Raw genomic sequence first — 12,922 nt, forward strand, 5'->3', positions numbered from 1 at the left:
TTAGGTAGCTTCCGACTCCGTGGTTTCCGGGTCTGACAATATCTCCCCGCCACAACCGTCGTGATGGCCACTACCGCTAACAGATATTTTTACCGTGTCGGCATATTCACGATCGCTCATGCCGTCATTGCAGGATTTATCTGATGTTATGGCAACGGTGATATTATGCTGATCGCTAAAGCCTTTGATTTCCCAACCGGCGGAAGTTTTCTTCATCCGTTGGACTGGAAGGCTGAAGTCATTGCCCGCTTCTTGCGACGTAAAGGTGATCTCATTATTCCTGATATCCACCGTCCAGCCCGGTTCGATACCAAGCGCCTGATATTCGGTCAGTTCCTCTTCCGCAGCAGGTTGTTCTTCCGCGGCTTCTCCACAGGCCACCAATAGCAGCGGCAGAATTGGCATGGCCAATAGCATTTTTCTCATGTTTCTCTCCCCCGGAAACAGAGTAGCATATTAATCAATCTTGCCAACTGGTGATTATTTGCGGCGTTGGTTGAGCACTTCATAGGCCATGACCGCGCTCGCAACGGCAGCATTCAGACTGTCTGCCTTGCCCATCATCGGCATTTTCACCAGCACATCACAGGCGGCTTCATATTCCTGCGGCAATCCTTGTGCTTCATTGCCAATCAGCAGAAATGTGGGCGCATCATATTGCACGGCTTGATAATCTTGATCGGTATTCAGGCTGGTACCGACTAGCTGCCCGGTGTCTGAGCGCAGCCATTCGGTAAATTCCGGCCACGATGCCTGCGCAATTTTCTGGGTAAATATCGCGCCCATGCTGGCACGTACTGCCTCGACTGAAAACGGGTCTACACAATCGTCGATCAGGATCAGTCCGCCCGCGCCAACCGCGTCGCCGGTGCGTAAAATAGTACCCAGATTACCCGGATCTCGAAGTGCCTGAGCGACCAGCCAGATTGGTGCCTCGCTCCGGTCGAGATCGGTGAGCCGTGTCGGATGATCCTCGTAAATACCGATAATTGATTGCGGATTGGATTTGCCAGACAGCTTGGCAATGATCGCCTCACTGGTTTCGATTACTTCACCGCCAGCATCAAAAGTGGCCTGTTCAATTTTCTGTGCCAGCGGATGCAGTTCGCTATCCTCAACAACGACCAGCAATTTCGGCGTTTTCCCGGCATCCAGCGCTTCGGTCAGGATGCGCAGCCCTTCGGCAAGGAAATGGCCTTCACGCTTGCGATGCTTTTTCTCGCGGAGGCTTTTCAGGCGTTTTATCGTGGGATTGGAAAAGCCGGTAATTTGGCGGCGTTCAAGGGAAGGCATGGATATCAATCCTCGCCAAAGCCGTCGACGACCAGTCCGGCGAGTTTTTCCAGCGCGCTTTCGGCCTGTTCTCCTTCAACGATAATTTCTACGCTATCGCCCTTGGCGGCACCCAGCATCATCAAACCCATGATTGATGTGCCGGTGACTTCGGTGCCGTCCTTGCCGACTTTGACGGACAGGCCGGCAGGCAATTTGCTGACATATGTGACAAATTTGGCGCTGGCTCTGGCATGGAGCCCGCGATTATTGGTGATGGCGACGGTGCGGCGATACTCGCTCACGCATCGCTTCCCAATATTTCAGAAGCGACGCTGATATATTTCTGTCCGGCCTCTTTTGCCGCTGCCACAGCATCGCTCACATCCATGCATTTGCGTGCACCATCAAGACGGATGAGCATCGGCAAGTTGACGCCCGCGATGACTTCGACCTTTCCCTTGTCCATGAGAGAAATCGCGAGATTGGAAGGCGTGCCGCCGAAAAGATCGGTTAACACGATTACACCTTTGCCGTTTTCAACTTTCTCAATGGAATCGGCAATTTCCTGGCGCCTTTGTTCCATGTCATCATGGGGACCTATGCAGACTGTCAGGATTGATCTCTGCGGACCGACCACATGTTCCATGGCGGTGACAAACTCGACAGCCAAGCGGCCATGGGTAACAAGAACCAAACCGATCATTGCGATTAAATACCCTTATTTCCGTTCAGGTCTTGCATGGTTTCCAGTGCATCCATTGGTCGTGATGCCAGATTGCGATGGAAGACAGTGGGCGAAAATCCAGCGGCATGCAAGTTTTTGCTCAGCACTTCTGCAACATGTACCGATCTGTGACGCCCGCCGGTGCAACCAATCCCGATATTGACGTAGGCTTTTCCTGCCTTGATATATTTCGGGAGCAAAAATTTCAGCATTTCTTCAAATTTTTCAATTGCTTCAGCATAGGCTGGATCTTTAGCTATATAGGCTCCCACCGGTTCGTCCAGGCCAGTCAGGGGTTTTAATTCTTCGTCCCAAAACGGATTTGATAGAAAACGCACATCGAAAAGCAGGTCAATATTATTGGGAAGTCCGCGCGAAAAACCAAAGCTGGTGATGGTCACGGTGGTGATATCGGTGTCTTGCAGGCTGAACTCTTCGCGAATCTGCCGCTGAAGATCGTTGGCCGACAGATCGCTGGTGTCGATGACATGATCTGCCCAGCGGCGAAGCGGTTCAAATTGGCTTCTTTCGAGGGCGATACCCTCTTTCGCCGGGCGATCCAGGGCCAAGGGATGGCGCCGCCGGGTTTCGCCATATCGCCGCTCCAATTCCCCGCCTGCACAATCGAGATAAAGCGTCGAGATAAGGAAGTTTTTGTTTTGTTGCAGCTTTTTGACCCGCTTGATCAGATTGTCTGGATCAAATCCGCGGGTTCTGCTGTCAAAGCCCAGTGCCAGCGGCGGGTCTGAGTCTCCGCGAGAGCTGGATGGCGGTGTATTCAGCAAGCCTTCAACCAGCCGGATGGGAAAATTATCGATCGTTTCCCAGCCGATATCTTCCAGCGTTTTAAGAGCGGTTGTTTTCCCTGCACCTGATAGCCCGGTAACCAGCAAAACATGTTTTCTGTTGTTTCCGGTCATGACTGTCCGGTCTGTTGCAAGACTTGCTTCAATGCCATTTCGACCTTGATCGGCGCGCTGGCTTCGAGAGCGTTTAGGGTGACGGTTGCTATGGTCATGGTCATTATTGTTTCTGTCTGACTATCCAATGGGAAACGTTCGGGATCTGGTTGCAGCTGCACATGCAACTTCAGCGGAATGTTCGAGACATGGTCGCAATGGAAAATACCCAGCGACCGGATTTCGATCTTTCCTGCGATATTGGCAGGTGTGTTCAATATAATCTGGGTGCCATCTTTGTGAAGGTCTACATAGTCATCGCTGATCAATAGCGCTCCGCGATCTATCAAGCGCAGCGCGAGGTCAGATTTTCCCGATCCCGATGGACCAGAGATCAGGATACCTGCGCCATCAATGGCAATGGAACTGGCGTGACGCGTTTCTTTTGTCATGTGGCTGCCTTGGGTAAACGGATTTCAAAACAGGCGCCGGTCTGGCCATCGGGCCGATCGATCACCTCAATGGTACCGTCATGACCTTCCACGATCGTCTTGGCGATGGCAAGGCCGAGGCCGCTATGCCTGCCAAAGGCTTCATTCGTCGGGCGATCGGAATGAAAGCGTTTGAAAATATTCTGACGCTGTTCCCGGGCAACCCCGGGGCCATGATCGGAGATTTGGATGATAACTTCGTTGGCGTCGGGCGTCGCGAGGATTTCGATCAAGCCATCCTTTGGAGAAAAGGATACGGCATTATCGAGTATATTGCTGAAAACCCGCTCCAGCCTGTCGTCGTCGCCCATCACCGTCGCAACACCACGGCCTGGTCGGGCAAAGGCTATTTTGACGCTTTCATTGGTGTCCCGTTGCTCGCGCGCGGCGAGGAGTTGATCCAGCATCTGGCCAACATCGACCGGTTCAAATTTTGTCCGTGCCAGCTCTGCATCGACGCGTGAGGCTTCGGAAATATCATTGATCAGCCGATCGATCCGCCGGACATCATCATTGGCCACATCCAATAATTGCTGGCGCAAATCAGGGTCGTCTACCCGATCCAGACCTTCCAATGCAGAGCGCAATGATGCGAGCGGGTTTTTGATTTCGTGGCTGACATCGGCGGCAAAGGCTTCGGTCGCATCAATACGATAGCGCAGCGCGCCGCTCATATCGGCAAGGGCCCGCGCAAGTTGACCGATTTCATCGCGTCGGTCCGGCATGCGCGGGACGGTGATTTCCGGTGCACGGCCTAAGCGAACCCGAATGGCGGCTCGGGCCAGTTTTCTAATCGGTCGGACAATAGTGCGCGCCAAAAATAGCGACAACAGGATCGATACGATTGCAGTCAGGAAAATGACCAGTATCACGTTGGATCGCTCTGCCCGGACGGTCCGGGTGATGTCCCGCGCATTTTTGGTAAGCAGCAGGACGTGGTCGCTGCTCGGCAGATGGGCTGCGGCAATAATCACGGGTGTGCGATCTGGTGCATAGCGAACCGCGCTGTTTGGCCGGGCATCTGTTGCGAGAAACTGTAGCTCCGGCCAGGCCGCAGCCACGTCGGTTTCGGGTTCCGCAAAGGCAAAGATAGGTTTGCTCAACACAATGAATTCAATCGCTTCATCAAGCGCGCGCGCCACGTCTTTTTGCCAGGGTTCGGCTTCGGGGTCTCTCAACCTGTATGTCGGTTCCGCCAGAGCAAAGCTGTCGACAATTTTGGTGCCGTTTTTGTCATATAGCCTGAGCCGGCTTTCCAGATGGGCAGAGAAATTGACGATCAGGCTTTTCCGGTTCTCCGGTGTCTGCAAATTAAGCGCGTCGCTTATTATCTGTGTCTGGAGCCGCGCCTGGCTGAGCCGCTCTGTGGTCAGGTCATCACGATAATTGTCGAGATAGAACAGGCTGCCCGCAAGCAAGGCTATGGCGAGAATATTAACCGCCAATATGCGCGTGGTGAGCGACAATCGCGCCGACCAGCGAAGCGAAAGTTCGGGATCGTCGACACCCGCTGCAAAATTATTCGTTGTAGCGATAACCGGCTCCATAGAGCGTATCAATGGCGTCAAATTCCGGGTCAACTTCACGGAATTTGCGGCGCAGACGTTTAATATGACTGTCGATGGTCCGGTCATCAACATAAACATCGTCCTGATAAGCCGCATCCATCAACTGGTTACGGCTTTTGACCACGCCAGGACGGTTGGCGAGGGTTTCCAATATCATGAATTCGGTGACGGTCAGAGTCACATTCTCGCCATTCCATTTGACGAGATGTCGAGCGGGGTCCATTTCAAGATTACCGCGCACCAATGGCTCCAGGCCTTCGATATCCGCCTCTTCATCGGATAATTTGACCAACTCGGCCCGTCGCAAAATTGATTTCACGCGGGCAATAAGAAGCCGCTGTGAAAATGGTTTTTTGATATAATCATCCGCACCCATGGCCAGACCCAGCGCTTCATCAAGCTCCTCATCCTTCGATGTCAGGAAAATAATCGGCAGATTGCTTTTCTCACGTACCCGGCGCAGCAACTCGAGGCCGTCCATTTTTGGCATTTTTATATCGAAAATACCAAGATCAGGCGGGTTATCGATTATTGCCTGCAGGGCGTCCTCGCTGTCGGAATAGACCCTTGTTACAAAGCCTTCCGCCTGCATGGCGATTGATACGGACGTCAATATGTTCCGATCATCATCAACAAGAGCAATATTTGCAGCCATTAAATGCGTTCATCCTGTCATCATTCTTAAAGATCAACTGCAGGTTGACCTAGTTGAAGCGCCACGCCTGCACAAGTATACATGTGGTGATGCGCGCCGGAGTTGCAATGGCTATCGTTGTCATTTATCTCATATCGAAACAGTTGGATTAACGGGCCAATCTGGGAATTTGACCGACTCGGTAGGGTACGATAAGCGCCTCTGCAAAGCTGCCGAATCCGGCAATCATCCATTCCTAATTCAAGCCTAGGGGAATAAACGTGACACAAGTGTCGTCTACCACTTTAAATGATCAAGGCTTTGCCACAGCGGCAGAGCAGCACTGGAATCTCGGCGCGCCGGCACTGGTTGAAGCGGCTGTCTCAAGGGGCGAAGGCCATTTGGCGAAAGACGGTCCTCTGGTTGTTGAAACAGGAAAGCATACCGGTCGTTCTGCAAACGATAAATTTATTGTTCGTGATGCCGAAACGGAAGACAGCGTCTGGTGGGGCAAAACCAACGTCAGCATGACACCTGAACATTTTGCCGCATTGAAAGAAGATTTTCTGAAAGCCGTCGCTGACAAGGAAACCTTGTTTGTACAGGATCTCTTCGGTGGTTCGCAGCCCGAGCATCGCGTCAATGTCCGCGTGATCAATGAACTGGCCTGGCACAATCTGTTCATCCGCACGATGCTCGTCCGGCCTACCGCCGACGAGCTTTCCGGATTTGATCCGGAATATACGATTATCGATTTGCCAAGCTTTAAGGCTGATCCGGAGCGTCACGGCACGCGCAGCGAAACAGTCATCGCCGTAAATCTGACCGAAAAGCTGATCCTGATTGGCGGCACCGCCTATGCGGGCGAGATGAAAAAGTCGGTCTTCGGATTGCTCAATTATCTGCTGCCGCTCGACTCGGTCATGCCGATGCACTGTTCGGCCAATATGGGACCGGAAGGTGATACGGCGATTTTCTTTGGTTTGTCCGGCACCGGTAAAACAACCCTGTCCGCTGATGCCAGCCGTGTCCTGATTGGCGATGATGAGCATGGTTGGTCGGATACTGCCGTGTTCAACTTTGAAGGTGGTTGTTACGCGAAAATGATCCGTCTGTCGGAGGAGGCTGAGCCAGAAATTTATGCGACGACGCGCCGTTTCGGTACAGTGTTGGAAAATGTCGTGATGGACCCGGTAACACGGGAACTGGATTTCGACGATAACAGCAAAGCGGAAAATACCCGCGGCGCCTATCCGATTGACTATATTCCCAACACTTCCGAGAAGAATATGGGGCCGGTTCCCAAAAACATCATCATGCTGACCGCTGATGCCTTCGGTGTGCTGCCTCCGATCTCGCGTCTGACGCCAGAGCAGGCCATGTATCACTTCCTGTCCGGCTACACAGCGAAAGTAGCCGGTACGGAAATTGGTGTGACGGAGCCAGAGGCGACGTTCTCAACCTGTTTTGGTGCACCGTTCATGCCGCGCCACCCTTCAGTCTATGGCAACTTGCTCAAAGAGCGTATCGCCAAAGGCGGCGTGCGCTGCTGGTTGGTGAACACGGGCTGGACTGGCGGAAAATATGGCGAGGGCAACCGGATGCCTATCAAGGCAACGCGTGCACTGCTCAACGCGGCGCTGGACGGCAGCCTGAATGAAGGTGAATTCCGGATTGATGACAATTTTGGTTTTGAAGTGCCGGTATCGGTTCCGGGCGTGGATAGCGCGATACTTGATCCGCGTTCGACCTGGTCAGACGGCGATGCCTATGATGCCACCGCACAGAAGCTGGTAAAACTGTTCATCGACAATTTTGCACAATTTGCTGAGCATGTAGATCAGAATGTCCGGGAAGCGGCGCCTACCGCCGCCTGAGCCGCTTTTTTTTAATGCAGTTGCCGTGGACTGGACGCGGCAATCGCTATGTCGACAAAAGCAAGGTCTGAGCTGGGGGTTAGCGAAAGCATTTCCCCCGGCACAAACCCTTCCGCCTCAATCGGCGTGTCTATTTTGCCGTTGCTCGCGATATCATGAGCGATCCGGACCAATCGTTTGATAACCTGATTGGGCGGGTAGTCTGACGGGGCGCTGAGCCGCATTTCCTGACCACTGAAATAGGACAGGCCGGATGTCTGGAATATTCCCTCGGCGCTTTCCGAAATGGCGATCTGGACCAGCACAGGGAACGGGCCTCCGTCGGAATATTGACTGGTCGCCTCGGTAAAATATTCGAATCCGATATGGAGCTTTGCTGGCTGCCAAACGACGCTCTTCGCCTCCAAAGCCTCGCCTATGATTCGAGCCAGTTGCAGCAAAGTCTTGTTGACGGTGGAATCATGCTTTGCGCTGATGATATGGTCGCTCAATGTTATGCCGATGGCAGGTAATGGCTGCTTGGGAGGACTATAAAAAATAGGATCCCATTTTCCTTCGGAGGAAAACTGTCTTGCTTCCTCCGCTCTATGGTAGGTTAGAGTGAAGCTCAAGCCCGCCAATACCGCTTCTATGGCCTCTATTCCGGGAAATTTGGCCCGATTGAATGCGACCGGGCCGGCACCATCTTGTGGCAATATCAGATCACCTAACCGGAACGAGTCTGGCATCGGCGCCATTATCAATAGGATCGGATTCTGTGGCACCATCGGTCTTTATCTTTTCAGCCTCGTAAAGTCACTATGTTCTTTTTATGTTCTTTATCACAGGGCGCTGGCTCGTCATAGGGGCAGGAGGCACAACTGATCCATAACGAACCAAAATGATCATGGCTTGATATCGATCCCATATCGCGGCATGCTTCTGGCGAAGGAGCTGGTCATTGGCCGATTGGATATTATCAGTTTTGATGTTGGCAGGCGCCGGATTATTGGCCGGTGGCGTCTATTTGATCCGAACCGGAAAGAATAAAAAGCAGGGCATATTGATGCTGATTGCCTCCGCTGTCATGTTTGCCAATGTCGGAATCTGGACAATTCCGACCGCCGACGGTTCTCAGAATTCGGGAACACTGATCCCCGACACACCAAATTAGGGCTATTTAATCGGCGAATCCGGCGCGAGGCGCATGTCGAGATAATTGTCGACCGAGCCCATAAGCAATTCCATTTCATTTTCGTAAAAATGATTGGCGCGCGGAATTTCGTCATGATGGACGGTGATATGTTTCTGTGTCCGCAGCTTGTCGACCAGTTTTTGCACCGCGCTTGGTGTCACCACTTCATCGTTCACGCCCTGTATGATGATCCCGGATGACGGGCAGGGGGCAAGAAAGTTGAAATCATACATGTTCGCTGGCGGAGACACGGAAATAAATCCACGTACTTCCGGACGGCGCATCAACAGTTGCATACCGATCCATGCGCCAAAGCTATATCCGGCAATCCAGGTAGTTTGCGCTTCGGGATGGATGCTTTGTACCCAGTCCAGCGCAGAAGCTGCATCGGAAAGCTCACCAATACCATTGTCAAACGTACCCTGTGACCGACCAACACCACGGAAATTGAAGCGCAAGGTCGCAAAGCCGCGACGGACAAATGTCTTGTACATCGCCTGCGTGATACGATCATTCATGGTGCCGCCTGCTTGCGGATGGGGGTGCAGGATCATCGCGACTGGTGCGCGGTCACGTGGTCCCGGGCTAAAACGGCCTTCAAGGCGTCCTTCGGGTCCGGTAAAAATTACGTCAGGCATGGCTTTTTCAATTCTATAATCAGGATTACGATTTCTATGGCGTCAAAAGGCAGATTAGCTTTTGCGCTAAATGAAGCGTCTATATAGAGAGAGTAAATCAAACCGCAACTCAATCCGGCAATATTCAAAGGGTTTTGCTAACTATAATGTCCGAACAGAAACGCACCTATCTGGACTATGCCGCAACCACGCCGATGCTCGACGTTGCGCGGCAGGCCTGTCTGGAGGGCTTTGCCCATTGGGCGAACCCGTCATCGCCTCATGCCGACGGACGTGCAGCCGGTTCCATGCTCGAAGATGCGCGCAAACGTCTGAAAGCAGCCCTGGACTGGGATGGCGAGGTTATCTTCACCAGCGGCGCGAGTGAAGCGATTGCCATGGCACTCAATCAAACAAAGCCCTCTCGGCAATTCGTGTCACCAGTCGAGCATGATGTGGTGCTGCGATTTGCTGATGGCGCCACGCCGATCCCGGTTGATCTCAATGGTCTGGTGGTTCCGATGCGGCTCGATGACATGCTGAAAGGCGAGAAAGAGCAAGCCCTGGTAGCGATCCAGTCGGTGAACAATGAAACCGGCGTGATTCAGGACATGGCGGCATTGCCGAAGGTCGTGCGTGATCGCGGTGCAATCCTGTTGGCAGATTGCTCGCAGTCCGCTGGAAAAATGCCGCTGCCAGATGCTGACATGATTATCATTGCCGGTCATAAGTTTGGCGGTCCTCCGGGCGTTGGGGCTCTGCTGATCAAGGATTTGCAATTGCTCAATGCCCATGGTGGGCAGGAGCAGGGCTATCGTTCCGGTACGCAGAACCTGCCCTATATCATGGCGATGGTTGCTGCATTAGAGGCGCCAGCCAATTGGGCAGGGCGAGCGACCGAATTGCGGGAGCATCTTGATAATGCAATCAAGACAGAAGGCGGCGGTGTAATCGCAGAAAACGCACCGCGTATTGCAACCATCGGCAGCTACCATATGCCGGGTGTGGCCGCGAATACGCAGCTGATCAAGTTTGATATGGCCGGGTTTTCGGTTTCCGCCGGCAGCGCCTGCTCTTCCGGCACCTTGAAGCCCAGTCATGTTCTGGAAGCCATGGGCATTGACGAGGCAACTGCGCGCGAGGTCATTCGCGTGAGTATCGGTCGCGACACGACACGCGCGCAAATTTACGATTTTATCGAGCAGTGGAAATCGATATTCAGCGCGGCGCGGCCTGCATAATCTCATGACAAACGACCCGATCTATCTCGACAATCAGGCAACGACGCCCCTCGCACCAGAGGTGTTTGACGTCATGGTTCCCTGGCTGCGCGATAATTTTGGCAATCCGCACAGCGCGCATTTGCCGGGCCGCAAGGCCGCCGCTGCTGTGGAAGTTGCGCGCGATCAGGTGGCTGGTCTGTTGCCGAAAGGTGGTGAGGTTTTATTTACGGGCAGTGCCACCGAAGCGATCAACCTGGGTTTTGGCGTTGTCCATGCCTTGAAAGCCGCTGGACGAGACAAAATCATTGTTCTCGACAGCGAACATGCTGCTGTTAGGGACACCGCCCTATCTTATGAAGCGTATGGCTTCATGGTCGAAAGGCATCCGATAGGTCCTGACGGCATTGTGTCATTGGAGCACCTGAGCGAGGCAATCGATGATCGGACCGCTCTTGTCGCAGCGATGTTGGTCAATAACGAAATTGGCGTCATTCAGCCGGTTGAAGCCATAGCAGAACTGGCCCATCAATATGATGCGCTAATGCTATGTGATGTCGTGCAAGGCTATGGCCGCGTCGCTATCCCAGACAATGTCGATATGGCCGCGATATCGGCGCATAAAATATATGGTCCGAAAGCGATTGGCGCTTTGTGGGTGCGCGAGGGGATTGGCTTGCCTCCGCTGATTCATGGCGGCGGTCAGGAACAAGGAATCCGGTCGGGAACGCTTTCTCCGGCTTTGTGCGCAGGATTTGGCAAGGCCGCTGCCTTATGCGCTGACCGCCATAATAGCGATGCAGCTCATATTCAGGCACTGGCCGATAAGGCGCGCTCTTGTTTTGCCGATTGGACGATCAATGGCTCTATGGACCATCGTTATCCGGGTAATCTCAACATCCGCCGGGACGGTGTTGATGTGGGGCGTCTGATGTCTGATGTGCGCGGGGTGGCTTTTTCGGCGGGTTCCGCCTGCGCGAGCGGTTCTGGCCGCCCGAGCCATGTGTTGGCTGCTCTGGGGTTGGAAACAGGACAAATCAAATCCTCCATCCGCTTGGGTTTCGGTCGTTATAACAGCTTGGAAGACGTGGAAATGGCATCGCAATATATCAACGAGGCAGCTGAGGCACAGGGTATATGAGTGACGTGACGGTAAATTTTGTCAGCGCCGATGGAGAGCAGACAGTCATCGCAAAAGCATCCGAAGGGGACGATTTGCTGACGGTTGCGCAAATCCATGATCAACCGCTCGAAGGCACCTGTGAAGGACAGATGGCCTGTTCGACTTGCCACGTGATTGTGGACGCAGATGATTTCGAGAAACTGCCCGAAGCCACAGAGATGGAAGAGGATATGTTGGACCTAGCAGCGGGGGCACGCCGGACAAGCCGTCTGGCTTGTCAGATCACGCTGACGTCAGAACTGGATGGCCTGACCGTCCATATCCCCTCGGAAAGTCGCAATATGCAGGGCGTTTAGAGATGATTGATCGTCGAACATTCATCCTGACGACCAGTTTTCTGTTGGTCAGCGGCTGCATGACGCAGCCAGCCGTGAGTGGTGAAAGCCCATCAAAACCAGCGATTTTAAGCGTACCTGAAATTGCGGCAATTGAGAAACGTATCGGTGGACGTCTAGGGGTGGCGCTGGTTGATGGTGACGGCGCTCTTGTCATGTCACACCGGGGTGGCGAACGTTTTGCAATGTGTTCAACCTTCAAAGCCGCATTGGCATCGGCGCTGTTCGCTGCCCATCAATCAGGCACGGTCGATATGTTTGCCAAATTTGATCTGAAAGCTTCCGACAGCGTCCCGTACATGCCGTATGTCGAGAAAAAGCTGACTGCCAGGGAACCGGTTTCGCTCCATGAGCTGGCCGGCGCGGCGGCCATGACCAGTGACAATGCGGCGGCAAATCTGGTTCTCAAGGCGATTGGTGGCCCGGCGGCTTTTACGGAATTCATGAGAGAAAATGGCGATGACATCACGCGACTGGATCGGATGGAGCCCGAACTGAACGAAAATGCCCCGGGCGATCCTCGTGATACAACCAGTCCCGAGGCCATGGCCAGGCTGATGCAAAAGCTTGCGATTGAAGACGCGTCGCTGGATATCGACAAGCTGACATTGCAAAAATGGATGAAGGGCAGCGAAACGGGAGCCTCCCGCATCAGGGCAGGTCTCCCGGAGGGATGGCCGGTGGGAAACAAAACCGGCACCGCTGCAGGCGGAATAGCGGTCAATGATATCGCGATTATCTGGCCTTCTACTGCAGAATATGCCGGAAAACCTTTGATTCTTGCGGTCTATGTCGATCGCCCAACGGCCCCTGTCAAAGCGGTTGAGGCGGCCATCGCTGATGTCGCAAGGATTGCAGTCCGGTTCGTAGCGCTTCCAGATTAGAGTCCGTCATAAAAGTACACTTGAATTATGGACGACTCCTC

16 protein-coding genes are annotated in these 12,922 nt (G+C 53.4%); 6 read left to right on the forward strand and 10 right to left on the reverse strand.

Annotated elements, in window-relative coordinates:
• Genes ACO6S1_RS16260 through ACO6S1_RS16295 form a run of 8 tightly spaced genes read right to left on the reverse strand, consistent with a single transcriptional unit; the run spans position 1 to position 5,612 of the window.
• A complete protein-coding gene (locus tag ACO6S1_RS16260) occupies positions 1-426 on the reverse strand; it encodes a hypothetical protein (protein WP_422343608.1) in 426 nt (141 codons plus the stop codon).
• Positions 427-480: 54 nt separating this feature from the next.
• Positions 481-1,293 (reverse strand): TrmH family RNA methyltransferase, encoded by an 813-nt coding sequence (locus ACO6S1_RS16265; RefSeq protein ID WP_422343609.1) that lies wholly within the window; start codon positions 1,291-1,293, stop codon positions 481-483.
• Between the two features lie 5 nt (positions 1,294-1,298).
• On the reverse strand, positions 1,299-1,577 hold the full coding sequence (locus ACO6S1_RS16270) for an HPr family phosphocarrier protein (protein ID WP_422343610.1): 279 nt from the start codon (positions 1,575-1,577) through the stop codon (positions 1,299-1,301).
• Entirely contained in the window at positions 1,574-1,978 is a 405-nt protein-coding gene (locus tag ACO6S1_RS16275; RefSeq protein WP_422343611.1) for a PTS sugar transporter subunit IIA, read from the reverse strand. Before ACO6S1_RS16275 ends, ACO6S1_RS16270 begins: the two co-directional genes overlap by 4 nt.
• 5 nt (positions 1,979-1,983) lie before the next feature.
• Positions 1,984-2,919: an RNase adapter RapZ gene (rapZ, locus tag ACO6S1_RS16280; RefSeq protein ID WP_422343612.1), complete on the reverse strand. Its 936-nt coding sequence runs from the start codon at positions 2,917-2,919 to the stop codon at positions 1,984-1,986.
• Positions 2,916-3,350 carry an HPr kinase/phosphorylase gene (locus tag ACO6S1_RS16285; RefSeq protein WP_422343613.1) on the reverse strand — a complete coding sequence of 145 codons (435 nt, stop codon included), beginning with the start codon at positions 3,348-3,350 and terminating at the stop codon, positions 2,916-2,918. The genes rapZ and ACO6S1_RS16285 overlap by 4 nt, the downstream gene beginning before the upstream one ends.
• Positions 3,347-4,936: an ATP-binding protein gene (locus ACO6S1_RS16290; protein WP_422343614.1), complete on the reverse strand. Its 1,590-nt coding sequence runs from the start codon at positions 4,934-4,936 to the stop codon at positions 3,347-3,349. Before ACO6S1_RS16290 ends, ACO6S1_RS16285 begins: the two co-directional genes overlap by 4 nt.
• Positions 4,908-5,612 (reverse strand): response regulator, encoded by a 705-nt coding sequence (locus ACO6S1_RS16295; protein ID WP_422343615.1) that lies wholly within the window; start codon positions 5,610-5,612, stop codon positions 4,908-4,910. Before ACO6S1_RS16295 ends, ACO6S1_RS16290 begins: the two co-directional genes overlap by 29 nt.
• A 260-nt stretch (positions 5,613-5,872) precedes the next feature.
• Between ACO6S1_RS16295 and ACO6S1_RS16300 the strand changes: the two genes are divergently transcribed.
• On the forward strand, positions 5,873-7,468 hold the full coding sequence (locus tag ACO6S1_RS16300; RefSeq protein ID WP_422343616.1) for a phosphoenolpyruvate carboxykinase: 1,596 nt from the start codon (positions 5,873-5,875) through the stop codon (positions 7,466-7,468).
• An 11-nt stretch (positions 7,469-7,479) separates the two neighbouring features.
• Here ACO6S1_RS16300 and ACO6S1_RS16305 read toward each other — a convergent pair whose 3' ends face one another.
• The gene (locus tag ACO6S1_RS16305; protein ID WP_422343617.1) at positions 7,480-8,235 is read right to left on the reverse strand and encodes a hypothetical protein; all 756 of its coding nucleotides are present in this window, start codon (positions 8,233-8,235) and stop codon (positions 7,480-7,482) included.
• Between the two features lie 173 nt (positions 8,236-8,408).
• On the opposite strand from ACO6S1_RS16305, the gene ACO6S1_RS16310 reads away from it, so the two are divergent.
• Positions 8,409-8,621: a hypothetical protein gene (locus ACO6S1_RS16310; RefSeq protein ID WP_422343618.1), complete on the forward strand. Its 213-nt coding sequence runs from the start codon at positions 8,409-8,411 to the stop codon at positions 8,619-8,621.
• A gap of 2 nt (positions 8,622-8,623) precedes the next feature.
• Here ACO6S1_RS16310 and ACO6S1_RS16315 read toward each other — a convergent pair whose 3' ends face one another.
• Entirely contained in the window at positions 8,624-9,280 is a 657-nt protein-coding gene (locus ACO6S1_RS16315; RefSeq protein ID WP_422343619.1) for an alpha/beta hydrolase, read from the reverse strand.
• 146 nt (positions 9,281-9,426) lie between these two features.
• On the opposite strand from ACO6S1_RS16315, the gene ACO6S1_RS16320 reads away from it, so the two are divergent.
• From ACO6S1_RS16320 to bla, 4 genes are read left to right on the forward strand one after another with little or no spacing between them, the layout of a single operon-like run.
• Positions 9,427-10,500, forward strand: coding sequence for a cysteine desulfurase family protein (locus ACO6S1_RS16320; RefSeq protein WP_422343620.1), 1,074 nt, complete (start codon positions 9,427-9,429; stop codon positions 10,498-10,500).
• Positions 10,501-10,504: 4 nt separating this feature from the next.
• Positions 10,505-11,620 carry a cysteine desulfurase family protein gene (locus ACO6S1_RS16325; RefSeq protein ID WP_422343621.1) on the forward strand — a complete coding sequence of 372 codons (1,116 nt, stop codon included), beginning with the start codon at positions 10,505-10,507 and terminating at the stop codon, positions 11,618-11,620.
• Complete coding sequence (locus tag ACO6S1_RS16330; RefSeq protein ID WP_422343622.1) at positions 11,617-11,958, forward strand: 2Fe-2S iron-sulfur cluster-binding protein; 342 nt, start codon at positions 11,617-11,619, stop codon at positions 11,956-11,958. Before ACO6S1_RS16325 ends, ACO6S1_RS16330 begins: the two co-directional genes overlap by 4 nt.
• A gap of 2 nt (positions 11,959-11,960) precedes the next feature.
• Positions 11,961-12,881, forward strand: coding sequence for a class A beta-lactamase (gene bla / locus ACO6S1_RS16335; protein WP_422343623.1), 921 nt, complete (start codon positions 11,961-11,963; stop codon positions 12,879-12,881).
• The last annotated feature ends 41 nt before the right edge of the window (positions 12,882-12,922 follow it).

Source organism: Parasphingorhabdus sp. (genome assembly GCF_965233695.1).
GTDB lineage: Bacteria > Pseudomonadota > Alphaproteobacteria > Sphingomonadales > Sphingomonadaceae > Parasphingorhabdus.